Here is a 25,107-nt window from a genome sequence, read left to right on the forward strand (position 1 = left end):
AGCATATGAAAGAGTCGGTAGTTAGGAAACTCGAACACTTAGTCGAGCGTTTCGAAGAAGTTCAGGCGTTACTCGGTGACCCTGAAGTTATCGGCGATCAGGATAAGTTTCGCAACTTGTCAAAAGAGTTTAGTCAGCTAGAAGATGTAGTCGCTGGCTTTAATGCCTATCAGCAAGCGCAAGAAAACTTAAGCTCAGCACAAGAAATGCTGAACGAAGACGATGCTGAAATGCGTGAAATGGCACAAGAAGAGATGAAAGAAGCTAAGGCAGAAATTGAGCGCCTTGAAACTGAGCTTCAGGTTTTACTTCTGCCTAAAGATCCAAATGATGACAACAACTGCTTCTTAGAAATTCGCGCAGGGGCCGGTGGCGACGAAGCGGCAATATTTGCAGGCGATTTATTCCGTATGTATAGCCGTTACGCAGAAAGCCGCGGTTGGCGTGTTGAGTTGGTGAATGCCAACGAAAGTGAACATGGCGGCTATAAAGAGGTGGTTGCTAACGTTAGTGGTGATGGCGTTTATGGTGTGCTCAAGTTCGAGTCGGGCGGTCACCGCGTACAGCGTGTGCCAGAAACCGAATCACAGGGTCGTATTCACACCTCTGCATGTACTGTTGCAGTATTGCCTGAAATCCCTGAGTCTGAAGCTATCGAAATCAACCCGGCTGAGCTTCGTATCGATACCTTCCGTGCATCGGGCGCAGGTGGTCAGCACGTTAACAAAACTGACTCTGCTATTCGTATTACTCACTTGCCAACAGGCTTGGTTGTAGAGTGTCAGGACGAACGTTCACAGCACAAAAACCGTGCTAAAGCTATGTCAGTACTTCAAGCGCGTTTAAACCAAATTGAAGAAGAAAAGCGCGCGGCTGAAGAAGCTTCTACCCGTAAGAGCTTAGTCGGTAGTGGTGACCGTTCAGAGCGTATTCGCACTTACAACTTCCCGCAAGGTCGCGTTACTGATCACCGTATCAACCTAACTATCTATCGTTTAGATGAAGTAATAGAAGGGGATCTAAAACAGCTCGTCGATCCGATTTTGCAAGAACATCAGGCTGACTTGTTAGCCTCGCTTTCTGACGAGTAAATTCGTCTTGCAGCAAAAATAGCGTTAAAAAAGATAATGCGAATAGATGACGCCCTAGCATGGGCGGTTGAACAACTAGAGGGTGGTGAGTCACCCTCTGTTGATGCCAAAGTTATGCTGGCAAATATTCTAGGTAAGTCTCAAACCTATTTGTTCACATGGCCAGATAAAAGCCTGGATGACACTGAGCAGACCCAGTTTGCAGCTGCAGTGGCAAAAAGAAGGCGGGGTGAGCCTGTTGCTTATATTATCGGCAAGCGCGATTTCTGGACCTTATCACTATTTACCTCACCGGATACTTTAATACCGCGCCCTGATACTGAAGTGCTGGTTGAGCAAGTGCTTAACTGGGCCAATGAACATCTAGCTCATCCTCTATCAATCTGCGACTTAGGAACAGGCACGGGCGCTATTGCTCTGGCGTTAGCAAGCGAATTACCTGAAGCGTCAGTTACTGGTGTGGACTTCCAACATGGAGCGGTAAAACTTGCTACTCGCAATGCACAAGCTAACAACTTAACTAATGCCTGCTTCGTGCAAAGTGATTGGTTTAGCGCACTGGCAGGTCAAACCTTCGACATTATTGTTTCAAACCCACCTTATATCGAAGAAGCCAGCCCATATCTTGACGAAGGCGATGTACGTTTTGAACCGAAAACAGCCTTAACCTCGGGTAGTGACGGACTAGACGACATAAAACACATCATTAATAGCGCGCCGCAATATCTCAATAAAGGTGCCTTACTCGCATTCGAACACGGTTTTGACCAAGGGCCGGCAGTTAACGCTTTGCTCGCAGACGCGGGATTTGCGAACGTCAAAACCGTTAAGGACTACGGCGACAACGACCGTGTAACGCTAGGGCAGTGGCAGTAGGTCGAAACCACCTAAAAAATCAAACAACCTGTAGTACCGATTTTTAGTTGCAAACTTGCTTATATTTAGTTTTGCATTAGTATTTATCTAGCATCAAAGAAAACTAAAAAGCGCCAATTTAAACAATCTCTTACAGGACAGGACGTACCAGATGAACGATGACTTTCTTTTCGCAGAAGATGACGATGAAAATGAAGTAGATGATCTGGGTAGCTGGAAAGTACTTATCGTTGATGATGAACCCGAAGTACATGCCGTTACTAAGCTAGCGCTAAATGACTTTAGTTTAAATGGCAAAACCCTTGAGTTCGTAAGTGCCTATAGCGGTGAGGAAGCCAAATCTATTTTTAAAACCCATGACGATATAGCAGTTGTGTTGCTCGATGTAGTAATGGAAACCGATGATGCCGGCCTTCAAGTGGCAGACTACATTCGCAACGAACTCGATAATCACTTCACTCGCATTATTTTACGCACCGGTCAACCCGGCCAAGCGCCAGAAAAAGATGTCATCATTAACTACGACATCAATGACTATAAATCTAAAACCGAACTAACTGCACAAAAACTATTCACTGTTATTATTGCTGCACTGCGCTCTTATCGCGATATTATTGTTATCGAAGAAAATAGACGCGGTCTTGAAAAAATTATAGATGCCTCTGTAGATCTATTTTCATCACGTTCCCTCGAAAAATTCATGCAGGGCATTATTCAACAGCTTGCATCTATTTTGGGCTGTTCAAAGGACGCTGCTTATATTACTACTGCGGTAGCAACTACATCGCGCACTATTAATACCAGCAACAACACGCTGGGTGACGACGAATTATATGTTTTTGCTGGTAATGGCGAATATGCCAGTAAAGAAGGTGTACCACTAAAAGATGCGATTAGTGCACAAGAATATGCACTTTGTGCGCAAGCGATGCGCGAAAAGCAAATTGTTTATGCAGAAGATCACGTTGTGGCTTATTGTAATAGTAAAAGTCACAATGGCGCACTCTTGTATTTGTCTGGATTACCAAGACGAATAGGGGATAATGATCGCCATCTGGTAAAGCGCTTTTCAGACAGTGTTCAACTGGCTTTTGACAATGTTCTTAAAACCGTTGATGTTGAAGCGACGCAAAAGGAAATTATTGAGCGCTTAGGTCGAGCATTAGAGCATGAATCAAATGCGTCAAATAACCTCACAAGAATGGTTGAAATGGCGCAACTGTTGGCGGAAAAAGTCGGGCTAGACGAGCAAGATACTCACGCACTGCGTCTTGCCGTACCACTCCATGATATTGGTACGTCTATAGTGCCAAAGTCTATTTTGCACAAAACGACACCGTTAACTGAAGAAGAAGTGTTTAAAATACGTCAGCACGCTGAATTTGGGTATCAAATTTTGCGAGATTCAAGCCGGCCCACAATTCAGCTTGCAGCAATGTTAGCGAAGCAACACCACGAGCGCTGGGATGGGAAAGGGTATCCCGATGGGCTTAAAGGCGAAGAAATTGATATAAAAAGCCGTATCGCGACCTTGGTTGATGTATTTGATGCGCTATTAAACGCACGGCCTTATAAGCCAGCATGGACAGTTGACAAGGTTGAGACGGTATTAAAAGAGGAAAGTGGTAAGCACTTTGACCCGAATTTAGTCCAGTGTTTGCTAAACGACCTTCCAGCCTTTCTAGCAATACAAGCTCAATATCCTGATGCAAAGTAATAACGCGTTGCCCCGTTATTTACGATGGGTTATGCGTTACAATAAGGGTTTATGCGCTAAAAAAGTTGAAAGAAAACAGGTGCTCAAAGGCACCTGTTTTTTTTGAATTCAAAGCCAGTATATTTAGGTTATTGAACTTCATTTTGCTACAGCACAGCGAAAAAGACGTTGAGTTGTTAAACTTGCTAGTTAGCTCATGTGCTAAAGTAGCTAGAAGCTGCCTTAATATCTAATAAGAATAGGAAAATACTATGTACATGATGGCAAAACACCTTCATTTAACCGCCGTTGGCTTAAGCATTTTATTCTTTGTCTTTCGGTTTATTTGGAGCCAATTCGACGCAACAGCACTCAGCAAAAAATGGGTTAAAATTCTCCCTCATATCATTGATACCGTGCTGTTGGCCAGTGCAATCTGGCTATGCTTCATTTTATCTCAATATCCTTTGGTTAATGCCTGGCTTACATTCAAAGTTATCGGTGTAGTGTTGTACATCGTGTTTGGATTATTTGCATTGAAAAAAGCCAAAACCGCGTTAGGCAAATGGAGCTTTTTCGTTGCAGCACTTGTTGTGCTTATGGCAACGGCCATGGTTGCTGTAACCAAACAACCTCTTTTTTAAGATTTAATTGGAAATAAATAATGTCTGAATCTAAACAGATTATTAATGTAGGTAACGTCGAGGTTGCCAATCACTTGCCGTTCGTTCTGTTCGGCGGCATGAACGTACTAGAGTCTCGCGATCTTGCTATGCGTATTACTGAGCACTATGTTGAAGTAACGCAAAAGCTTAATATTCCGTACGTTTTCAAAGCGTCATTTGATAAAGCGAACCGTTCATCGGTGACTTCTTACCGTGGGCCTGGCATGGAAGAAGGGCTGCGTATTTTTGAAGAAATTAAGTCGACCTTTAACGTTCCACTTATCACAGATGTACACGAACCCTATCAAGCGGCACCTGTCGCCGAAGTGGTTGACGTTATTCAGTTACCTGCCTTTTTAGCACGCCAAACCGACCTTGTTGTTGCAATGGCAAAAACAGGTGCCGTAATTAACGTAAAGAAACCTCAGTTCTTAGCACCACATGAAATGCGCCATATTATTGGAAAGCTAGGTGAGGCAGGTAACGACAACGTTATTCTATGCGAGCGCGGCAGTTGCTTTGGCTACAACAACTTAGTTGTAGATATGTTAGGTATGGACGCTATGAAAGAATACGCTCCGGTAATATTTGATGCGACTCACGCACTTCAAATGCCTGGTGGCCGTGCTACGTCTGCAGACGGTCGTAGAGCGCAAGCGGCACAGCTAGCAAGAAGTGGTATGGCGTTAGGTTTAGCAGGCTTATTCATTGAAGCACACCCTAACCCTGATGAAGCTTTGTGTGACGGCCCTTGTGCATTACCGTTGGCTAAATTAGAGCCTTATTTACAGCAGATGAAAGCATTAGACGAGTTAGTGAAAGGTTTTGACGCGTTAGATACAAGCAATACCTAAGCATGTATTGATGGCGTATGCCGGTGCTAGCACCGGCATGCGTATCAGGTGTGTGAGTTGCTTATTCCGCTTCAGAAACGTTTACGCGCTCTTCACCTTTTGCCATTGCTAATAAGTTTTTGTGAAGCTGAACTTGGATCTCTTCAGCTAAAATCGCCTTTGATTGCTTTTTAACAACAATGTGAGCATCGTTTTCTGGCAATACTTCAGCCATTTTTACGCTTGTCATTGCAGTATTGATTAACGATTGTAGATTGATCTTTTCTGGTTGTGCGTTAGCATTTGCAGCAGCGCTTGCGAAAGCCATTACAGAAACGCTAGCTAAAAGTAATTTTTTCATTTTCACACCTAATAAAAATAATTAAAAATTTGTTGATGAATGTTAAAATGATTAACATTTAATCATCATAATGTACTGAAATTAAATGCTCTTTCTTAATTTCGGGTAAATTATAGTCAGCTGGTGGTGAAAAATAAAACGAGTAAAAGTATGGGTTGTCATTAGAAAAACTAATGAATTTGTCATGCTTCGGTCACACTGGATTCAAAACAAACTATGCATCGACGTTTACCCCCTCTTAATGCCTTAAAGTCGTTTGAAGCGGCCGCGCGCCATTTGAGCTTTACCAAGGCAGCTGATGAACTGTTTGTTACTCAAGCAGCGGTGAGTCATCAAATAAAAGCGCTTGAAGATTTCTTATCCATGAAGTTATTTCTTCGAAGAAATAGAACTTTGCTTCTTACCGAAGAAGGGCAGGCGTATTTCTTGGAGTTAAAAGATATCTTCAAAAACTTACAAGACGCGACAGAAAGGCTACTTGCGAAGGGCAGTAAAGGTGCTATCACGGTAGCTATGCCACCGAGTTTCGCTAGCCAATGGTTGGTACCCCGTATTCATAAATTTAGTTTGGCCCATCCAGATATTGACGTACGCATAAAAGCAGTAGATTTCGACGAAGGTTTCTTAGAAGACGATGTGGACGTTGCCATATATTACGGTAAAGGCCGCTGGGCAGGGCTACAGGCTGATCAGCTGCACCGAGAGTTTTTAACGCCGCTATGTTCACCTATGCTTTTTCAAGGACCTAAGCCTCTTTCTAGTTTGTCTGACTTACGACACCACGTGTTGCTTCACGACTTAAGCCGTACTGCGTGGAAAAATTGGTTGAAGCACGTGGGTGTAATTGGCGTAAATGTTAACCAAGGCCCGGTGTTCAGTCACTCCATGCTAGTTTTACAGGCAGCGGCACTTGGTCAAGGCATTGCCTTGGGAAACACAGTACTCGCTAGGCCAGAAATTGAAGCGGGAAGGCTAGTTATGCCGTTTGAAGAACGGGTAGAGAGTCGCGATGCGTTTTATCTAGTATGTGAAGAGTCACAGGCTGAATTAGGAAAGATTGCAGCATTTAGAGACTGGATCTTAGCGCTGGTTGAAGCTGAGCAAGAGGATTTGTTGTAGTATGGCTAAATTAAAAGAAAGTAATACGCAAACCAATACACAAACGTGTGCAAATGACGTTGTTTTCGATATGGAAGTGCACGATGCCAAATCACCCGTTGCATGCTTAATACTTGGGCACGGCGCTGGTGCGGGTAAAGAGCATGAGTTCATGCAAGACATGGCAAACGAACTTGTTGCTCAAAACATATCTACGGTGCTCTTCAATTTCCCTTATATGCAAACCATTAAGGCTACTGGTAAGCGCAGACCTCCTGATAAGGCCGACAAACTCATGTCACACTTTACTGCGGTAATTGAAACCTGCAGTAAAGATAACAGTGTCCTGCATAACTTACCTGTGTTCATCGGCGGAAAATCTATGGGCGGGCGAATGGCCACCATGGTGTATGAAGGTATAAGTAACGTAAAAGGCGCAATAGCGCTGGGCTACCCATTTCACCCCCCGGGTAAGCCGGAGAAAACCCGCACAGAACACTTGCTAACAGCAGCGAAACCTCTGCTTATTATCCAGGGGGAAAGAGATACTTTTGGTACTAGAAATGAGATTGAAAGTGGTGAAAAGAACTACGCGCTACCATCAAATATTGAGTGCGTATTTTTAGAAGACGGTGACCACAGCTTCAAACCAAGAAAGGCCAGTGGTAAAACCCAACAAGAGCATATTGTTAAAGCTGCTGAATTAACTGCGGCGTTCATAACCCGCAATCTGTCTAGTTGATATTCAAAACAACATTTGAAATGAAAGCGAACGATTAAATTAATGAGTAACGAAAAACTTAGTTTGGCTAGCCTTGCTAAACCTTATCTTGTCATTGGAGCGGCGCTTGCAGGCTTAGCGGTTGTGCTAGGCGCGTTTGGCGCACATGGTTTAAAAAGTATATTAAGTGCACAGCAACTCAATACATTTGAAATAGGTGTGCGCTACCAAATGTATCACGCGTTAGCTTTGATACTATTGCCCGCTCTGTCTGCTTATGTCTCATCGAAGTGGGTTAATCGCGCGGCGTTTTGTTTTGTTACCGGTACGGTATTGTTTAGTGGAAGTTTATATGCGCTCGCCATCAGCGGTATTAAATGGTTTGGTCCAGTTACCCCATTGGGCGGTCTATTCTTTATCACTGGGTGGACTTTATTAATGATTGGTTTGCTTGTGGGACGATATAAAGAGAACGAAAGCGCACAGCAAAACTTATCTAATTTAGACCGGACAAATGCTAAACACATGGCGCAAGCCGAAATAACGGACAAAAACAAAGGAGCAGGTAATGTCTAATGCTAGTATTTTAGGCTATTGCCGGCCGGGGTATGAAAATGACACGGCTAATGAGCTCACGTCGAGATACGGTGAAGCTCAGTGCTACGGTTATCCTGTGTCAAAGAAAAATAGTGGCTTTGTGCACTACCATTTATACGATGCTTCGCAATTAGAGCAAACCATTACTCAGTTTACTGTTCACGACAGCATCTTTCCTCGCCAGTTAGTGGCCGTTTTTGCCACGTTAACTGAAGTGGAAAAAGAAGATAGAGTGGGGCAGGTACTTGAAGCACTAAAAGAAGTAGAAAAGCCGTTCTCTATATTTGGTGCCATCGACGTGGAGTACCCTGATACCGAAGATGGGAAAACCCTCGCTAAGTTTTGCCGTAAATTTACCGTACCCCTTCGCCAAGCGTTAAGGAAGGCAGGGTGGCTCACTGCAAAAGAAAATTTAGGTAAACCTAAGCTGCATATTTTCTTTGAGTCATTTGAAATTTGTCATATTGGCTATACGTTACCTAGCCACGCAAGTCGTGATCACTTGGGTATCTGCCGATTGAAATTTCCTAGTGATGCGCCTAGCCGGTCTACGCTTAAACTCGAAGATGCACTTGTAAACATGCTGAGTGCCACTCAGCAAACGAAAGTACTTCGAAGCGGTGGTCGTGCGGTTGACTTAGGGGCGTGCCCTGGCGGCTGGACCTATCAATTGGTGAAGCGCGGCATGTATGTGGAAGCTATCGATAATGGACTGGTTGCCGATAGTTTAATGAGTACCGGGTTGGTTGAACATCACGCAGCAGACGGGTTTACTTATCGACCACAATTTGGTCGCGTCGATCTGCTTGTCTGTGATATGATAGAACAACCCGATAGAGTAGCGAAATTGATGGGGGATTGGCTGGTTAAGCACTGGGCAACTCACGCCATTTTTAACTTAAAGCTACCTATGAAACAGCGCTATGAAACTGTAGTCGAAGCCATGGCGTTGTTAAATAGCCGTTTAAATGCCTTAGATGATGCATTCGCGGTTAAGGTTAGGCATCTCTACCACGACAGAGATGAAGTTACAGTAACAATTGTTCGCACTTCAGCTGATGAGGTGTGATTTTGTTATTTTTCAAAAAAGTGTCATAACATATTAAGTTGTTGATACTTATAGAAAAGAATTGATGCTGGCGCGGATTTTGACAAGCGAATTTGAGGTTTATGCTAAAAAAGGTGTAAATCTGGTATAGAAATCCTTTATAATCCAGCCGTTTTTTTACTCTGAACCAATGAAAGTGAACTAATGTCAGACTTATCTTTATACAGAAACATTGGTATTTTCGCCCACGTAGACGCGGGTAAAACTACCACAACAGAACGTATCTTGAAGCTTACTGGTAAAATCCATAAAACTGGTGAGGTTCACGATGGTGAATCAACAACTGACTTCATGGAGCAGGAAGCTGAGCGTGGTATTACCATCCAGTCAGCGGCAACAACCTGTTTCTGGAAAGATCATCGCATGAACATCATCGATACTCCGGGACACGTTGACTTTACAGTTGAAGTATATCGTTCACTTAAAGTACTAGACGGCGGTATCGGTGTATTCTGTGGTTCTGGCGGTGTTGAGCCTCAGTCAGAAACTAACTGGCGTTATGCTAACGAATCTGGCGTTGCACGCTGTATTTTCGTTAACAAACTAGACCGTATGGGTGCAGACTTCTACCGTGTTGTTGGCCAAGTTAAGAAAGTACTTGCTGCTAACCCACTAGTAATGACACTTCCAATCGGTATCGAAGACGAGTTTAAAGGTGTTGTAAACCTTCTAGACATGAAAGCATACATCTGGGACGACTCAGGCCTTCCTGAGAACTACGAAGTAGTAGATATCCCAGAAGATATGGTTGAGAAAGCTAACGAATACCGTGAGCAACTAATCGAAACTGCTGTTGAGCAAGACGACGACCTAATGATGGCTTACATGGATGGCGAAGAGCCGTCTCTAGAAGACATCAAACGTTGTATCCGTAAAGGTACTCGTGACCTAGCGTTCTTCCCAACATACTGTGGTTCTGCATTCAAGAACAAAGGTATTCAGCTAGTTCTTGACGCAGTTATCGACTTCCTACCTTCTCCAACAGAAGTAGACCCACAGCCTCTTACAGATGAAGAGACTGGTGAGCCTACTGGTGAAGTAGCAACAGTATCTGTTGACGAGCCGTTCCGTGCGCTTGCGTTCAAAATCATGGACGACCGCTTCGGTGCCCTTACGTTTATCCGTATCTACTCTGGTAAACTAAACAAAGGCGACACTATTCTTAACAGTGCAACTGGTAAGACTGAGCGTATCGGCCGTATGGTTGAGATGCACGCTGACGAACGTACTGAACTTACTTCTGCACAAGCTGGTGATATCCTAGCTGTTGTTGGTATGAAGAATGTTCAAACTGGTCACACACTATGTGATCCTAAGAACCCTTGTACACTAGAGCCAATGATCTTCCCTGAGCCAGTAATCTCGATTGCTGTTAAGCCAAAAGACAAAGGCGCTAACGAAAAGATGTCTATCGCTATCGGTAAACTAGTAGCAGAAGATCCATCTTTCCAAGTTGAAACTGACGAAGATTCAGGCGAAACCATCCTTAAAGGTATGGGTGAGCTTCACCTTGATATCAAAGTAGACATCTTGAAGCGTACTTACGGCGTTGAGCTAGAAGTTGGTCAGCCACAGGTTGCTTACCGTGAAACTATCACGCTACCTGTTGAAGACAGCTACACGCACAAGAAGCAGTCTGGTGGTTCTGGTCAGTTCGGTAAGATTGATTACCGCATCAAGCCAGGCGAAACTAACTCTGGCTTCAAGTTCACATCTACTGTTGTTGGCGGTAACGTACCTAAAGAATTCTTCCCTGCAATCGAAAAAGGTTTCGCAGGTATGATGGAAGTAGGTCCTCTAGCTGGTTACCCAGTACTAGACGTTGAAGTTGAGCTATACGACGGTGGTTTCCACGCAGTTGACTCATCAGCTATCGCGTTCGAAATTGCAGCTAAAGGTGCATTCCGTCAGTCAATGCCAAAAGCAGGTCCTCAAATTCTTGAGCCTGTGATGAAAGTTGACGTATTCAGCCCAGAAGACAATGTTGGTGACGTAATCGGTGACCTTAACCGTCGTCGTGGTATGATCAAAGACCAAGAAGCTGGCGCTACTGGCGTTCGCATCAAGGCTGACGTACCTCTATCTGAGATGTTTGGTTACATCGGTCACCTACGTACTATTACATCTGGTCGTGGTCAGTTCTCTATGGAATTCAGCCACTACTCAGCATGTCCTCAGAACGTAGCTGACAAAGTAATTGAAGAAGCGAAAGCACGTAAAGCTGCTAAGTAATTAGCCTTTGCGAACGTTAGCTGGCTTGTGCTAGCTAACGCTTCAAGAAATACAAAAAGCCGGTCATTCGACCGGCTTTTTTTATGCCAACAGCGCAGGGCTCTAGTAAATGGCTTTAGTACATTTTGTACGGCAAAAACTTCCCAGACATAACTACGCTAACGCGGTCGCCTTTAGGATCGTTCTCACGCTGTAAATCCATCGAAAAATCAATGGCACTCATGATGCCATCGCCAAACTCTTCATGAATAAGTTCTTTTAAGGTAGTGCCATATACATTTACGAGTTCATACCAGCGATAAATAAGCGGGTCGGTAGGGACTTCTGTAGGTAACGAGCCTTTGTAAGGTACGATTTGAAGCCACGCAATCGCTTCGTCGGTAAGCCCAAGTAATTCGCCTACCGCTTCTGCTTGTTGTTTTGTCATGGCCATCTGACCTAAACAGGCTGCGGTACTCCATTCTTTTGACTGGCCAACAACTTCAGCTATCTGACTCCACTTTATGCCTTTTAGAATTTTGGCTGATTGGATCATGTCGGTAACTTGTGTTCTTGATGTAATCATTAGTAGTTCCTCAACGGGTTAATTAAATAAAATGAGCGTTATTAGGTTGCTAAAAATAAGGACCAGTATTAGTGTTTTGTAGACAAAAAGTGGATGGCGTTTTACTAAGGGCTGATACGTTGTGTGCTCTGAAGGATTAGGGTAGCGCAGCGAGTAAATAAACTCTGAAAGCGAAGAGTAGCGTTTGTCAGGGTTTATGTGTAAAGCACGTTTTAGCGCACTATCAACCCAAGAAGGTATTGGACGTTTAGGATCTAACGCCGTCTCATATTTTAGTTTTTTCTGTTCAGCAAAAGTGCGACAGTGGGCAAGCTTAGTGTGGTAGGGATAACGACCACATAAAAGGTAGTAAGTGAGTACGGCTAAGGAAAATAAATCTGAGCGCTCGCTGCCTACGTTTTCTAAAAAGTATTCTGGTGCAGCAAAGAGTGCTGCGCCAGGAATAGGCGAATCACTATAAAGGCTAGGGGCATTTTTTAGGGCTGCTGACCCGAGGTCGATAAGGGTACAATGACCGTGTTCGCTGATGATAATATTGTCGGGGCGTATATCCCTGTGAAGAATGCCCTGGCGATGCATTGCTTGTAATCCATTGCTGACCTGCTCAACAATATTCCTAACTTGCTCTAATGAAGGTGTAGGGTTATCAATAGACCACTGTGCCAAGGTCTGCCCTTGCACATAGCTACTCACGCTGTAAAAGGCTGTGGGTGTGTTTTGATAACCCAACTCCGTAAAAGTGGGGCTTTTTACAATATGGGGTGAGTCGACCCGCCTTAAAAACCAATTCTCTATTAGAAAACCGTTTAACATTTCCTGTGATTGAGAAAAGTCAGTGGCTGGTGTTTTTACAACCACAGTATCATTTGGGTTTGCAACGGATGAACTGCGTCGCGAGGCGATAAACACATGGCTTCGCGCAGAGGTATAGAGCTGTCGCTCTAATTTAAAGCCATCTATTTCATCACCAGTTTTAAGTTCGGCAAACGCTAACTCGCCGGTAGTCTTTGGTGGTAATTTACCATCGTTATAGCCGACTGCATTAGATACGCCGTGACAGTTGCTATCTATATCTGCAACAGCCGAGATCAAGCTTTGTTCACCATCAATATCACCACTACCATTAACGTCACCGAACTCGACTTTTATAAGCAGAAGGGTGAGGTTATCGTCGCTTCCATTGTTAAACGCCTCGTGTACAACTAATGCAGCTTGGTTTTCAGATAGCGTATTGGCATTATTTATTTTATTGAGTATGGTCGGCAGCGCGACGAATTCATAAACGCCGTCGGTACTTATCGCAATGGTACTTGGTGAGGTTATAGTTAATGCAGTATGGTCAATATCGATGTTTGCTTTCACGCCCAACGCATTAGCAAGGTAAGTTTGCGAAGGTTCACTATCTGATGCTTGTCGATGAGGACGAGTTAGCAATATAGGGTCTTTAGCATCGCTTGTAACAACTTGAATCTGGCTATCTCCAACGTGAAATACGTCTAGGTGATTGCCTGTTACGATTGCTACTGAGAACGTGCACACATAGCCTTTTTCTGGGGTGTAGCAAAAAGCGCTTTTCTGCGTTCGGGTATAAAGCAGCGCATTAATTTCTTTGATAATGGTTTCGGCGCGGGTTTTAACCGACCATTGTTCAGGCGCTATGCTAAACAGCTTAATAAACTGACGGGTAGCAAAATCGCTGGCAATCTGGCTTACCGTGCTACTGCTGACACCGTCAGCAACCACAAAAATACTACTTTGATTTAGCTCATCAGAAGATACATGGTAGGTGTAAGCATCCTGGTTTATCTCTTTCACGCCAGGTGTTGAAAAAGCACTTACTGAAAGTGTGCAAGGTAGCGAGTAGTTCGATGTTTGTAGCGCTGCTTGCTTATTCATATTCAATGGCTTGTTACCTTGTTACCTTGTTACCTTGTTACCTTGTTACCTTGTTACCTGGACATTGGGCTATCGACTTACTTTAAAATAGGAAAGAATGTTGCCATCACGACTTAATATAAAGCTTCATGTCGTGATGGCGGTTTAGATAAATAGCTTGATTAGATAGGTAGCGTTTGAGATGCCGCTGCTTTATCAACAGGGATTGTACGTTTTGGCAATGTCTTCACATGGGTGGTATAAAGCGTAAGGCCGGTAAATGCTAAGCCGCCTACCAAGTTGCCTAATGCTGTTGGAATTTCATTCCAGATGAAGTAATCCATAACAGAGAAATCACCGCCCATGATAAGACCAAATGGGAAAAGGAACATATTCACTACAGAGTGTTCAAAACCCATGAAGAAGAACAGCATGATGGGCATCCACATAGCCAACACCTTACCGCTTACGTGGGTTGAGATCATCGCTCCTACAACACCTAGTGACACCATCCAGTTACATAGCATGCCGCGAATGAAAATGGTGAACCAGCCGGCCGCGCCATGCTCTGCATAGCCTAACGTGCGGGCTTCGCCAATACTGGCAACCTTGGTCGCAATCGCGCCGCCATCTACGTTGTATCCCATGGTAAAAATAAACGACATCATAAAGGCAACGGTCAGAGCACCGCCGAAGTTACCTAAAAAGACTAAGCCCCAGTTTCTCAATATCTGTTTTGGCGTAACCCCTGGGCGCTGAGCAAGCCATGCTAGCGGCGTTAATACAAACACGCCGGTTAAAAGGTCGAAACCCATAAGGTAAAGCATACAAAAGCCAACTGGGAAGAGCACGGCCCCTAGCAGGAAAATGCCAGTTTGAACGGCTATGGTAATTGCAAAAACGGCAGCGAGTGCCAAAATTGCACCTGCCATATAAGCGCGTATTAGAGTATCTCGTGTAGACATATAAATCTTCGCTTCACCTGCATCTACCATTTTGGTCGCAAACTCAGCGGGGAGAAGATAAGCCATGGTTTCACCTCACGTTGTCGTTATTAATAAGTTGCCAGTTGTGTTCCGAAAGTTAGCCATCTACATGCGCTCTTGCAGATCAAAAAAAGGCGTCCGCAGCACTCTCGTTAGAGAGAACTGGGGACGCCTTTGTCCAAAAATTGTGCATTGTAGTAGCTATCTGATGTAATTTTTTAAAACGCTATGTATGTGTACGCCTTTGTACACTAAAGTTCTTAAGCAATAATTCATAGCAGCCATCGCTTCGAACTTTTACTATCTATGGTTTTAAAACAACAAAAGAGTAGCCAAAAAAGTGCCAACAGATGAAAAATTAACAATGGTGTCGAAAAAATCATATAAAACAAAATGTTAATGTTGTTTTTTTGGCAGGGTGAAAAGTGGCCTCGGTGAAAATATCAGCCATTTGCACTAAAAAGGTGGGTTCGTGAATGTTTAAGGTGCAATGTCGCTATCTATTTCACAAGCACACTAACGCTTTTAGCCAGGCTCTTTATTTGAGTGACTGTTTGAGTGTTTTTAATTGAAGCTTCATGGCTACATGTCTATCAGAACCTTGATTCCTCTTTGCATAATGCTCATGTTCAAATAGCTCACACAGTTGTTTAAAGGCCTTAGCTGCATGCGGGGATAAAAAAGCGCTGGTTTCATTAATATAGGCTGATAAGGTTTTATTATCTCTATGTACCCCAGTCTTTGTTTCTACAAGTTTTATCGCTTTTAGTAATATGCGATAAGAAGGCGACAAGTGGCTCGTTTGTTTTTTGGGTAAAAAGTATAGCGCTAATATGAGCCCAATTAGCCCAAGCGCCGATAAAAATACTGCACGCATTTTTTGCGGAGTCAGTGCGCCTAATAGCTCCTCGAGCATATTGGTCTGGGCTGCATTATCAAAGCCCAGCACCCATTTGCTCCATGAATAGTCTAGTTGCTGAAACCAGCCTTGCAGGGTAGCAAATAAAGCAGAATTGCCAATTTCGCGCAAAATAGTTGTTTGACGTGATTCCCCTAGTTCTTCTAGTGCTTGTTCAAGACCAAAGGTTAAGCGTGATGGCGCCACCATACTTGTAGGGTCGAAACGCACCCACACACCATTAATTAACGCTTCTACCCATGCATGGGCATCGTATTGTCTTATTTGAAGCACGTTGTCGTTAAGTGCACTCCCGCCTTGATAGCCAGTTACCATTCTTGCAGGCACCCCGGCTGCACGAAGGACATATACCATTGCACCTGCATAATGCGCGCAAAATCCAGCGCGTTGCTCGAACAAGAAACTATCAATTGGATCTACAGGCATAGCGTTTGGAGACAGGGTGTAGCGGAAACCACCTTGACTGAATTCTCGCATTACTGCGTGCACTCGCGCTTGCACGTTTGTATATTGCTTCGCCAGTGCTTGCCCCCACTCTCTAGCTTTAAGATTACCATTTGTGGATAGTTGAAGATTCAGCTGCGATTCAAAGTCTCCAATTCCATTGGTGATTTGGGCGCCTGGAAAGTAGCGTAAATAAAAGGCTTTTTTACTTGAGATAGGGGTATTTGCACGCAAGGTGTAATCAAAAAGCGTGCTTACAGAAATGTTATTTTCGCGGTTGTTGGGAGACGACGGTTCTAAAGCAAATAGCCATGTTTGTTGCGTGGGCTCAACAATCAATTGATAGTCTATTACCTGAGAGCTACCGTTTTCAGCCAACAAGGATAACGGTGTCTCTCTATCTAGGAACGCCAACTGTTGTTCTGCTTGCTTGCGCTTATCGCTAATAGACCAGGTTTTCCCGTCGAAGTGTTCTAGTGTCATTGCGCGCCAGTACCTAGATTGTGCACTTGGGATCTCACTGACATTGTCAAACGTAGCACTGAATGCTAAGTCAGAGGAACTGGCAAGCGACGCTATATCACCTGGTGTTACTGTATCGGAGAGCCCTGTTTCTGTTGACTTTGATGTAGGCATTTGCCAAAGCGGGGGGAGTTGAGGTAACAATAAAAACAACAGCAGCGCAATAGGTAGGGCTTGAACAATAAGCACCGCGACAAATTTGGCGCATTGCGCGATAGGAAAGCCAGCGCCGTGATACAGGGCGGTGGCGATTAACAGCAGCGCTAATATTCCGGTGTAGCCAACCCATGCAAATACGCTGAGTGAGGAAATAAAACCGCAACCAATCAAAAATAGACAAGTGCATATCAGCAGGTGAAAATCTCGTTTCTTTTCTACCTGCATAACTTTGAGTGCGCTCGCTACCGCCAGTAAATTGATCATGCTGTCCAGCAGACCTACCGACAAGCCGAACCAAGACAAGGCGAACATGGCGAGTACAGCAAGTAAATTAACCGTACGAGAGGTTGGTAAATTTTGCAGCGTACTAAGGCCTGCAATTCTCACAATAACAGCGCACCCACCTAACATCAGTACCCATAACATTAGAGGCGCAGTTAACGTAAATAGAATTAGTGAAAACGCAAGGCTAAGCACGAGTATTGCCATTGAATTAGGCTGGCTTAGTGCGCTCCTAAAAACAGAAAGTTGTGACAGGCGATTTAGCAAAACATCATTCATGTTACTGGTCGCCCGTTTTTTTCTGTCTGGTAGATATTGAAACTGGTACGTTAACAGCAGCTGTGGCTGAAAAAGGTGGGAGGTTGAAACAAGCAAGCGCACTAAGACATTCATGCATGTGGTTTGTACCTTGGTCAGGCGAGATGTTCAGCCCTTTGTATTGTATTCCAAACACGCGGCCTTCACTCGTCCATAACAATGTGGCTTGGGTTAGCGCTGAAACAGCAGTTTCCACATTGACGCTTGACGGCATTGAAAGCACAAAACTTTCACTTTGTTGTGAAGAAAATGACTTTGAGACCCAATTCCCATTTTTAGCCACATGTTTCCAAGATACGCGATTAAGTGGCTGTCCAATTTCGTAATCGTTCAGTCCATAAAAATCTTCGTTACTGTCTGGCGCATTTATTTGGCTTACACTTGTTGATTCATTGTGACTAGCCAGTTTATCGATAGTAATGGGGCCTTCTTGAGGCTTTGCATACACCATGACTTCCTGATCGAAATCAAGGTGAGTCCAACATCTATAAAGCCCAAGCGGAAAATCACAAGCGATAGTCATTCGACCTAGAGTAAACCGGCCACGGCTAGATATCCGAAGCGGTATATTCAGCGTTTGTTTTTGCGAGCTGGGATCTTTGTTTAATGAAAAGTTGTAGCTTTGCTGTTGGGCTGAAGTTTTACTCCCACCATGGATATAGTCAAATTGAGTATCTGTGTTCCTTACCACATTGAGCCATTTTATTGATAGTACTCCATTGCAACATTTCATCTGCGCGTTCAAATGGGGAATAACCTGAAGTTGAACTTCACCATTTTGGTTACAGTGAAACGAATTAGGGGGGAGGGCTTTAAGTGCTAGCCGCGCAAAGTTTTGATGCGTATAAAAAAGTGTTAGCAGCATAATGCTCAAACACAAATAGCTAAGCAGTAACATCAAGTTGTTTTGATAGTTAGTACCAAGTAAAAACAAGCACAGCGACAAGATAATAAAAGACCAGCCAAATCCACTTGGCAATATAAAAATACTGTTCAAGTTTAAATGGTGCTCCTGAGAAGCCGGCACGCGCTTATCTAACCATGCTGATAGTCGACGCCGAAAGTAGTTGAGAAAAGTTGCTGACACTTTACGCACCTCTAATACTCCTGGAGCTCATAGATACTAGGCTGCCAGTGGGTCGACGCTATCAAGCAATTTTTGACTTAGCTTCTCCCCATCGAAAGCGTGGCTCTGCTGCCCTTGAGCGGCTTGATGCGAAGACAATGTTAGCCTATGGGCGGTAATTGCCACGAACACGGCTTGCACATCCTCGGGTGTTACATAATCTCTACCAGAAACGTATGCCCATGCTTTTGCGCCCTGAAGTAATGCTCGACTGGCTCTAGGTGAAAGCGGGTTGGGGAAATCACTGCTCTGTCTGCTTTCGCCAACCAATCGCAGTATATAGTGAAGAATGGCGTCGCTGGTGTGAATGGCAGAAACATCGTTTTGCATTTTTCGCAAATTTGTTTCATCTAACATTTGGTTTAGGGGGGCCGAAGCATCTTCTTGCATGAGCATCGCCTTCTCTGCTTCCCACGCTGGGTAGCCTAAAGAGATACGCATAAAAAAGCGATCTAACTGCGATTCTGGAAGCGGATAAGTACCCGACTGATAGCTAGGGTTTTGCGTTGCGATAACAAAAAACGGCGTAGGCAGCGCGTGTGTTACACCGTCGATACTTACCTGACGTTCTTCCATTGCTTCTAACAGGGCACTCTGGGTTTTGGGACTTGCCCTATTTAACTCGTCGGCCAATACCACTTGGCTAAAAATAGGGCCGTGTCTAAACGTAAAACGTTTATCTTCGTCTTGCTCGTGACTATGAAAAATATTAACACCCAGCATGTCGGAGGGAAGCAAGTCTGACGTGAACTGAATGCGCGAATAATGGAGGCCAAAAACCTGCGAAAGTGCATGCGAAAGGGTCGTTTTTCCCATTCCTGGCAAGTCTTCGATTAACAGGTGACCGTTGGCCAGTAAACATGTGATGGCGAGTTTCAGTTGGTGCTCTTTTCCAATAATTTTTTGACTAAGAGCTTGCTGAACACGATTAATATCTTGGCGCATAGATTTGTCACTTTTATTTAAAAATACTTTGTCATAGTAGACGTTTAGCTCGTTACCATAGTAGCAGCGATAGTGTATCGCTTTCTATTACTATAACTTTGAAATTTTATACGTTGGTATGCAATCGGTCTGTTCAACATTTAATATTCACGATTCCTCAAAACATCTGCTATTAAGTGCTGCGTAGTTTAACTGTGTTGTCTATAATGGTGCCTCTTAAAAAGGAAGTAGTTATGAAAAGCATTGAAATAGATGACGATTTATATGCCTTCATCGCCAGCCAGACTAAGCATATTGGTGAGAGTGCATCGCAAATTTTAAGACGTTTACTTTTACCTGAAGATGGGGCGGTATCGCAGGGCTCAGAGCCTAGTGAAGCTTCATCGACGCCTGCAAAAACAAGCGAAACAAAAAGTGCAGACGTTACAGAGTCGATAAGTAAACCAAGCTCGGCGGTAGAAGCAGAAGTGGAGCCTAAAGCTCCATTAGCCAAAACTGCTACAAAAGAGGCTAGCGCTTCGGTAAGGTCAACGGCGAATAAAGCATCGGTAAATAGAGCCGCGGCGAAGAAAGCTCCTGCGAAGGCCACGCCTGCAAAAACTGCTGTAGCAAAAACATCCGCAGGTACCAAAGCAGCGAAAAAGCCATCGGCAGCTACTGAAACATCACTTTCAAACGAAGCCCACACCAAGCGAGACATTTTGGATGCCGTGTCAAAAGATGCATTAAGCACCTTTACTAAACGGGTTGATCAATTCTTGTTTGTTTTAAGTGCAGCGCACAAGCTTAATGCAGAAAACTTTGCGCGCGTTGAAAGCATTAAGGGCAAAAACCGAACTTACTTTGCGACAAGTAAGGAAGCGTTACTTGAAAACGGCAGCAGCACTAATCCGAAAGCTATCCCAGATAGCCCGTTCTGGGTAGTGACAAATAACAATACTGCCAAGAAAACGAATATGCTGGAACAAGTTTTGCGTAACCTAGGTTATCAAGCTGATGTAATTGAAACCGTCGTCGCGCGTTTCTCTTCAGAAGGTAAATAGCAAGCCAAGCAACAAATAACGAAACTTCTAAATAAGGACTTTTTCATGGCATTACATCCGCAGGCTGGAAAGCATGCAGCTAAAGAACAGCTCATTAACGTACCCCAGTTAGTGAGCCAGTATTACAGCTACAAACCGGATATTAACGATCCGGGCCAGGCGGTGTCTTTCGGTACTTCTGGCCACCGAGGCACGGCGTCAAACGCTACCTTTACTGACACTCACATCGGTGCAATTTGCCAAGCTTTGGTAGAATACCGCAAGCAGGAAGGTATCAACGGCCCGTTATATGTTGGAAAAGATACCCACGCGTTATCTGAACCGGCCATGATCACTGCCATAGAAGTTTTATGTGCCAACGGCATAGATGTTGTGGTGCAACGTTCAGATAACGAGAGCATGGGCTATACGCCAACGCCTGTAATTTCCCGCACTATCATTCGTTATAATCGCGCTGGTAATACAGACAAGGCTGATGGAATTGTTATTACGCCTTCTCATAATCCTCCTTCAGACGGTGGGTTTAAATACAACCCGCCGCACGGTGGTCCAGCCGACAGTGATGTAACTAAGCAAATTCAAGAGCGTGCGAACACGTTAATTGCTGATGGCAATAAAGATGTTCAGCGCATTGATATTCGCCAAGCTACCGAGCGTAAACTGGTTCGTGAAGAAGACTTTATGGAACCTTATATCGAAGACTTAGCTAAAGTTATTGATATGGACGCGATTGCAAAAGCGAACTTAAAACTAGGCACTGACCCTCTTGGTGGCGCCGGGGTAGGCTACTGGTCGCGTATTTCTGAAAAATATGGGTTAAACATCACAGTGGTTAACGATGCTGTCGACCCTCAATTTGGTTTCATGCGCCGCGACAAAGACGGCAAGCTTCGCATGGATTGTTCATCTGCTTACGCCATGGCAGGGTTAATCGAGCTAAAAGACAACTTCGATTTAGCATGGGGCAACGACCCGGATTTCGACCGTCATGGTATCGTGTGCAAAAGTGCAGGGCTGATGAACCCTAATCACTATTTGGCCGTGGCGATTAATTACCTTTATACCCATCGTCCAGACTGGCCAAGTGACTTAAATATCGGCAAGACACTTGTATCTAGCAGCATGATTGACCGCGTAGCGAATAGCCTAGGTAAGCCGCTGGCTGAAATGCCTGTTGGCTTCAAATGGTTTGTAGGTGGTCTATCTAACAGCACTATTGGTTTCGCTGGTGAAGAAAGTGCGGGCGGAATTTTTCTTGAGCGCAATGGAAGCACTTGGGCTACAGATAAAGACGGCTTTATTCTCTGCTTGTTGGCAGCAGAAATTCTAGCCGTTACAGGCAAAGATCCGGGCGAGCACTACAAAGCGCTAACGGAAAAATTTGCAGCACCGGTATATAGCCGTGTTGACGTAGCAGCAACCTTAGAGCAAAAGCAGAAACTTTCAGCGATGGATGCATCGGTAGTTACTAGCGATACGTTAGCAGGTGAGTCTATCACTTCTGTGCAAACTCACGCTCCAGGTAATAACGCGGCCATTGGTGGTGTTAAAGTGTCAACAGAAAACGGCTGGTTCGCAGCGCGTCCATCGGGCACCGAACAAATTTATAAGATTTATGCGGAAAGCTTTAAAGGTGAAAGCCACTTACAGGATTTAATTGCTGAAGCCGAAGCTTTAGTTGGTAAAATCATAAAGTAAGTATAAAAATAAACCGTCTTTTATTTTATTGTGTGAATAAGATGTTAAAAAACGCATGAATGCATACGAATTCATGCGTTTTTTTGTAATTTTAACAAAATTATTACAACATGATCGTTTAAGCGCTGTTATATTGATGTCATATTCTGAAGTTACTCTGTAATTAAATTACACTTTTGGTGTGTAAACACCGCTTCTACTTAAGAGTGAGACGCAAAATGAACGCAAAAGCGACCAAGACGCAAACCTCTCCTGTGATCGATAAGGCTGCATTCAAAGCGGCGGTTATCAAACACTTACACTGCACGCTAGGCACCGACGAAAACAAAGCAAACAATCACGCTTGGTGGAAAGCAACGTGCGCTGCAATTCAAGAACAAGTACTTGAAGGGTTGCGCAAAACCCAGAAAAGTCATTACCTGAACGACACCCGCGCCGTCCATTATTTCTCGGCTGAATTCCTTATGGGCCGTTTGCTTTCAAACAACCTGCAAAACTTCGGATTGTTCGATGTTGCGGGTGGCGCACTGAAAGAGCTAGGTGTTGAAATTTCAGACATTCTTGAAGAAGAGCCTGATATGGCGCTAGGTAATGGTGGCCTTGGCCGACTGGCAGCGTGTTTTATTGACTCGCTAGCGACCATGGAGTTGCCTGCTATTGGCTATGGTATTCACTACGAACACGGCTTGTTCCGCCAAGAAATTAAAAGCGGTGCACAAATCGAGCGTCCAGACAGCTGGCGTGATTACGGTAACCCGTGGGAAATTTGCCGTCCAGAATCTATTCAAGAAGTATCGCTTTATGGTTATGTAGAAACAAAATACGGCGAAAATGGTCGTGTGCTTAAAGAATGGCACCCCGGCTCAATTGTAAAAGGTGTGCCGTGGGACATTCCGGTTGTAGGCTACGAAGGTAAAACCGTAAACGTACTGCGGTTGTGGCAGTCAGAAGCGTCTGATTACTTCAATTGGGACGTATTCAATGCTGGTGGTTACGTTGATGCACAGCGTGAAAATGTATCAGCTGAAACGATTTCAAAAGTACTTTATCCAAACGATGAGACCGAAGCGGGTAAAGAGCTTCGCCTTATTCAGCAGTACTTCTTCTGCTCGTGCTCGCTTAAAGACATTATCCGTCGTTACAAGCGTGCTCATGGTGACGATTGGAGCCGTTTCGCCGATCAGGTTGTTATTCAGCTAAACGACACGCACCCAGCTATTTCGATACCAGAACTAATGCGTATTCTTGTGGATCGCGCCGAGTTAGGCTGGGACGAAGCGTGGGGGATTTGTACAAAAGTATTTGCATATACCAACCATACCTTGCTACCAGAAGCGCTAGAAAAGTGGCCAGCGCGCATGATTGAGAAAATTCTTCCTCGTCATCTAGAAATCATTTATGAAATTAACCACCGCTTTATGGCTGAGGTTGATAAGAAGTGGCCTGGCGACAATGCCATGAAAGCTAAGCTTTCAATCATTGAAGAAGGTAACGAGAAGATGGTTCGTATGGGCCACCTGTCGGTAATCGGCTCGTTTGCAGTGAACGGTGTGGCAGAAATGCACTCTCGTCTTGTTAAGTCGTCTCTGTTCCCAGAGTTCGATGAACTGTATCCAGGTAAGCTAACTAACGTAACCAACGGTATTACACCACGCCGCTGGTTGAAAGCGTGTAACCCAGGGCTGTCTAAGCTTATTGACAAGAAAATTGGTGAAGATTGGCCGCGTGATTTAGACAAGCTGCAGGGCTTGGCAAAATTCGCAAGCAACAAAACGTTCCAAAAGCAATTCATGAAAGTGAAGCTTGAGAACAAAGAGCTGCTAGCAGAGGAAATTCGCAAGTCACTTGATATAGAAGTAGACGTTAACGCCATTTTCGATGTGCAAATTAAGCGATTGCACGAGTATAAGCGTCAGCACTTAGCACTACTAAATATTATGGCGTTGTACCGTCGTATTCTTGAAAACCCTGATTACGATATGCATCCACGTGTCTTTGTATTCGGTGCAAAAGCAGCACCGGGCTACAAGCTTGCAAAAGACATTATTTACGCGATTAATAAAGTTGCTGACAAGATCAATAACGACCCGCGCGTCAATAATAAGATTAAAGTCGCATTCTTACCAAACTACCGCGTGTCGCTAGCAGAGAAAATGATTCCTGCAGCAGACGTGTCTGAGCAAATCAGTACGGCAGGTAAAGAGGCATCAGGAACCGGTAATATGAAGCTTGCACTGAACGGTGCGGTAACTATTGGTACACTTGATGGTGCAAACGTTGAAATTGCTGAAGAAGTAGGCGATGACAACATCTTTATCTTCGGACTTACAGTAGAAGAAGTGAACGAGCTTAAAGCGAATGGCTATAACCCACATGACTACTACTATAAAGATCCAGAAATTAAAGCTGTGCTGGATTGGTTAGAAACCGATTACTTCACGCCGGGTAAACCAGGTGCCTTGGTATCTATCAAGCAAAGCCTTCTAGATAACGGTGACCCGTACATGGTACTAGCGGATTTCCGCGCCTATTCTGACGCGCAAATAGCCGTTGATGCTGCATATCGCGATAAAGAGCGCTGGGCAGAAATGGCGATTATCAACACAGCTAAGATGGGTAAGTTCACTTCAGACCGCTCAATTCGTGACTACGTAGAGCGCGTTTGGAAACTTTCACCGTGTAAGATAGAAAGCTAGTCGCAAAACAGCAAAGAAAAAGCCCGGCAGTGTTAAGCTTGCCGGGTTTTTTATTATCTTTAAAAAAAGCCTGTAGGTTTACTTAAATTAACATTGGCATGCTTTACTTGATTAAAATAGCTTAAACATTTGTTACAACGGCCAGAAAAGGTGACATGCTATATTAGGCATATTTAGAATTATGTTTTACAAAAGTATAAGATGGTATGCAGAATAATACGTTACCAGTATTGCGCCTTGCGCGACGTCAT

20 protein-coding genes are annotated in these 25,107 nt (G+C 44.2%); 13 read left to right on the forward strand and 7 right to left on the reverse strand.

Features of this window, described 5'->3' with window-relative positions:
- Nucleotides 1-5 precede the first annotated feature (5 nt).
- The 5 genes from prfA to kdsA all read left to right on the forward strand — a co-directional run bounded on the left by prfA (nt 6) and on the right by kdsA (nt 5,182).
- Nucleotides 6-1,091, forward strand: a complete 1,086-nt coding sequence (gene prfA, locus ACXAER_RS16000) for a peptide chain release factor 1 (RefSeq protein ID WP_474830967.1) — start codon at nt 6-8, stop codon at nt 1,089-1,091.
- 36 nt (nt 1,092-1,127) lie between these two features.
- On the forward strand, nt 1,128-1,967 hold the full coding sequence (gene prmC / locus ACXAER_RS16005) for a peptide chain release factor N(5)-glutamine methyltransferase (RefSeq protein ID WP_474830969.1): 840 nt from the start codon (nt 1,128-1,130) through the stop codon (nt 1,965-1,967).
- Between the two features lie 151 nt (nt 1,968-2,118).
- Complete coding sequence (locus tag ACXAER_RS16010) at nt 2,119-3,684, forward strand: DUF3369 domain-containing protein (protein WP_474830971.1); 1,566 nt, start codon at nt 2,119-2,121, stop codon at nt 3,682-3,684.
- A 257-nt stretch (nt 3,685-3,941) separates the two neighbouring features.
- Nucleotides 3,942-4,307 carry a SirB2 family protein gene (locus ACXAER_RS16015; protein WP_474830973.1) on the forward strand — a complete coding sequence of 122 codons (366 nt, stop codon included), beginning with the start codon at nt 3,942-3,944 and terminating at the stop codon, nt 4,305-4,307.
- Between the two features lie 20 nt (nt 4,308-4,327).
- Entirely contained in the window at nt 4,328-5,182 is an 855-nt protein-coding gene (gene kdsA / locus ACXAER_RS16020; protein ID WP_474830975.1) for a 3-deoxy-8-phosphooctulonate synthase, read from the forward strand.
- A gap of 61 nt (nt 5,183-5,243) precedes the next feature.
- On the opposite strand, the gene ACXAER_RS16025 is transcribed toward kdsA, so the two are convergent.
- Nucleotides 5,244-5,522, reverse strand: coding sequence for a hypothetical protein (locus ACXAER_RS16025; RefSeq protein ID WP_136781123.1), 279 nt, complete (start codon nt 5,520-5,522; stop codon nt 5,244-5,246).
- A 216-nt stretch (nt 5,523-5,738) separates the two neighbouring features.
- On the opposite strand from ACXAER_RS16025, the gene ACXAER_RS16030 reads away from it, so the two are divergent.
- The 5 genes from ACXAER_RS16030 (at nt 5,739) to fusA (ending at nt 11,278) form a co-directional block, all read left to right on the forward strand.
- The gene (locus tag ACXAER_RS16030) at nt 5,739-6,641 is read left to right on the forward strand and encodes a transcriptional regulator GcvA (protein WP_474830978.1); all 903 of its coding nucleotides are present in this window, start codon (nt 5,739-5,741) and stop codon (nt 6,639-6,641) included.
- Between the two features lie 70 nt (nt 6,642-6,711).
- Entirely contained in the window at nt 6,712-7,362 is a 651-nt protein-coding gene (locus ACXAER_RS16035) for an alpha/beta family hydrolase (protein ID WP_474831281.1), read from the forward strand.
- A gap of 42 nt (nt 7,363-7,404) precedes the next feature.
- Nucleotides 7,405-7,917, forward strand: a complete 513-nt coding sequence (locus tag ACXAER_RS16040) for a DUF423 domain-containing protein (protein ID WP_474830980.1) — start codon at nt 7,405-7,407, stop codon at nt 7,915-7,917.
- Entirely contained in the window at nt 7,910-9,007 is a 1,098-nt protein-coding gene (rlmM, locus tag ACXAER_RS16045; RefSeq protein WP_474830982.1) for a 23S rRNA (cytidine(2498)-2'-O)-methyltransferase RlmM, read from the forward strand. Before ACXAER_RS16040 ends, rlmM begins: the two co-directional genes overlap by 8 nt.
- 183 nt (nt 9,008-9,190) lie before the next feature.
- A complete protein-coding gene (fusA, locus tag ACXAER_RS16050) occupies nt 9,191-11,278 on the forward strand; it encodes an elongation factor G (protein ID WP_474830984.1) in 2,088 nt (695 codons plus the stop codon).
- Between the two features lie 115 nt (nt 11,279-11,393).
- Here the strand turns inward: fusA and cynS are convergent, their stop codons facing one another.
- From cynS to ACXAER_RS16080, 6 genes are all read right to left on the reverse strand, one after another.
- A complete protein-coding gene (gene cynS / locus ACXAER_RS16055) occupies nt 11,394-11,843 on the reverse strand; it encodes a cyanase (RefSeq protein ID WP_474830986.1) in 450 nt (149 codons plus the stop codon).
- Nucleotides 11,844-11,861: 18 nt separating this feature from the next.
- Nucleotides 11,862-13,739: a bifunctional protein-serine/threonine kinase/phosphatase gene (locus tag ACXAER_RS16060; protein WP_474830989.1), complete on the reverse strand. Its 1,878-nt coding sequence runs from the start codon at nt 13,737-13,739 to the stop codon at nt 11,862-11,864.
- Between the two features lie 161 nt (nt 13,740-13,900).
- On the reverse strand, nt 13,901-14,749 hold the full coding sequence (locus ACXAER_RS16065; protein ID WP_179982984.1) for a formate/nitrite transporter family protein: 849 nt from the start codon (nt 14,747-14,749) through the stop codon (nt 13,901-13,903).
- Between the two features lie 493 nt (nt 14,750-15,242).
- Nucleotides 15,243-17,309, reverse strand: coding sequence for a transglutaminase TgpA family protein (locus ACXAER_RS16070; protein ID WP_474830992.1), 2,067 nt, complete (start codon nt 17,307-17,309; stop codon nt 15,243-15,245).
- A 1-nt stretch (nt 17,310) separates the two neighbouring features.
- Nucleotides 17,311-18,435 (reverse strand): DUF58 domain-containing protein, encoded by a 1,125-nt coding sequence (locus ACXAER_RS16075; RefSeq protein ID WP_474830994.1) that lies wholly within the window; start codon nt 18,433-18,435, stop codon nt 17,311-17,313.
- 36 nt (nt 18,436-18,471) lie between these two features.
- Nucleotides 18,472-19,419, reverse strand: coding sequence for an AAA family ATPase (locus tag ACXAER_RS16080; protein ID WP_474830996.1), 948 nt, complete (start codon nt 19,417-19,419; stop codon nt 18,472-18,474).
- Nucleotides 19,420-19,652: 233 nt separating this feature from the next.
- Here ACXAER_RS16080 and seqA point away from each other — a divergent pair, with 233 nt between their 5' ends.
- The 3 genes from seqA (at nt 19,653) to ACXAER_RS16095 (ending at nt 24,856) form a co-directional block, all read left to right on the forward strand.
- Nucleotides 19,653-20,462: a replication initiation negative regulator SeqA gene (seqA, locus tag ACXAER_RS16085; RefSeq protein WP_474830998.1), complete on the forward strand. Its 810-nt coding sequence runs from the start codon at nt 19,653-19,655 to the stop codon at nt 20,460-20,462.
- Nucleotides 20,463-20,507: 45 nt separating this feature from the next.
- A complete protein-coding gene (gene pgm / locus ACXAER_RS16090) occupies nt 20,508-22,160 on the forward strand; it encodes a phosphoglucomutase (alpha-D-glucose-1,6-bisphosphate-dependent) (RefSeq protein WP_474831000.1) in 1,653 nt (550 codons plus the stop codon).
- Between the two features lie 218 nt (nt 22,161-22,378).
- The gene (locus ACXAER_RS16095) at nt 22,379-24,856 is read left to right on the forward strand and encodes a glycogen/starch/alpha-glucan phosphorylase (protein ID WP_474831002.1); all 2,478 of its coding nucleotides are present in this window, start codon (nt 22,379-22,381) and stop codon (nt 24,854-24,856) included.
- Nucleotides 24,857-25,107 lie beyond the last annotated feature (251 nt).

It is taken from the genome of Alteromonas sp. AWJ4_199 (genome assembly GCF_056159165.1).

Coding starts and splice junctions, on each gene's coding strand:
- prfA (WP_474830967.1), top strand. CDS start 6: ATGAAAGAGTCGGTAGTTAGGAAACTCGAACACTTAGTCGAGCGTTTC.
- prmC (WP_474830969.1), top strand. CDS start 1,128: ATGCGAATAGATGACGCCCTAGCATGGGCGGTTGAACAACTAGAGGGT.
- ACXAER_RS16010 (WP_474830971.1), top strand. CDS start 2,119: ATGAACGATGACTTTCTTTTCGCAGAAGATGACGATGAAAATGAAGTA.
- ACXAER_RS16015 (WP_474830973.1), top strand. CDS start 3,942: ATGATGGCAAAACACCTTCATTTAACCGCCGTTGGCTTAAGCATTTTA.
- kdsA (WP_474830975.1), top strand. CDS start 4,328: ATGTCTGAATCTAAACAGATTATTAATGTAGGTAACGTCGAGGTTGCC.
- ACXAER_RS16025 (WP_136781123.1), bottom strand. CDS start 5,522: ATGAAAAAATTACTTTTAGCTAGCGTTTCTGTAATGGCTTTCGCAAGC.
- ACXAER_RS16030 (WP_474830978.1), top strand. CDS start 5,739: ATGCATCGACGTTTACCCCCTCTTAATGCCTTAAAGTCGTTTGAAGCG.
- ACXAER_RS16035 (WP_474831281.1), top strand. CDS start 6,712: ATGGAAGTGCACGATGCCAAATCACCCGTTGCATGCTTAATACTTGGG.
- ACXAER_RS16040 (WP_474830980.1), top strand. CDS start 7,405: ATGAGTAACGAAAAACTTAGTTTGGCTAGCCTTGCTAAACCTTATCTT.
- rlmM (WP_474830982.1), top strand. CDS start 7,910: ATGTCTAATGCTAGTATTTTAGGCTATTGCCGGCCGGGGTATGAAAAT.
- fusA (WP_474830984.1), top strand. CDS start 9,191: ATGTCAGACTTATCTTTATACAGAAACATTGGTATTTTCGCCCACGTA.
- cynS (WP_474830986.1), bottom strand. CDS start 11,843: ATGATTACATCAAGAACACAAGTTACCGACATGATCCAATCAGCCAAA.
- ACXAER_RS16060 (WP_474830989.1), bottom strand. CDS start 13,739: ATGAATAAGCAAGCAGCGCTACAAACATCGAACTACTCGCTACCTTGC.
- ACXAER_RS16065 (WP_179982984.1), bottom strand. CDS start 14,749: ATGGCTTATCTTCTCCCCGCTGAGTTTGCGACCAAAATGGTAGATGCA.
- ACXAER_RS16070 (WP_474830992.1), bottom strand. CDS start 17,309: ATGAATGATGTTTTGCTAAATCGCCTGTCACAACTTTCTGTTTTTAGG.
- ACXAER_RS16080 (WP_474830996.1), bottom strand. CDS start 19,419: ATGCGCCAAGATATTAATCGTGTTCAGCAAGCTCTTAGTCAAAAAATT.
- seqA (WP_474830998.1), top strand. CDS start 19,653: ATGAAAAGCATTGAAATAGATGACGATTTATATGCCTTCATCGCCAGC.
- pgm (WP_474831000.1), top strand. CDS start 20,508: ATGGCATTACATCCGCAGGCTGGAAAGCATGCAGCTAAAGAACAGCTC.
- ACXAER_RS16095 (WP_474831002.1), top strand. CDS start 22,379: ATGAACGCAAAAGCGACCAAGACGCAAACCTCTCCTGTGATCGATAAG.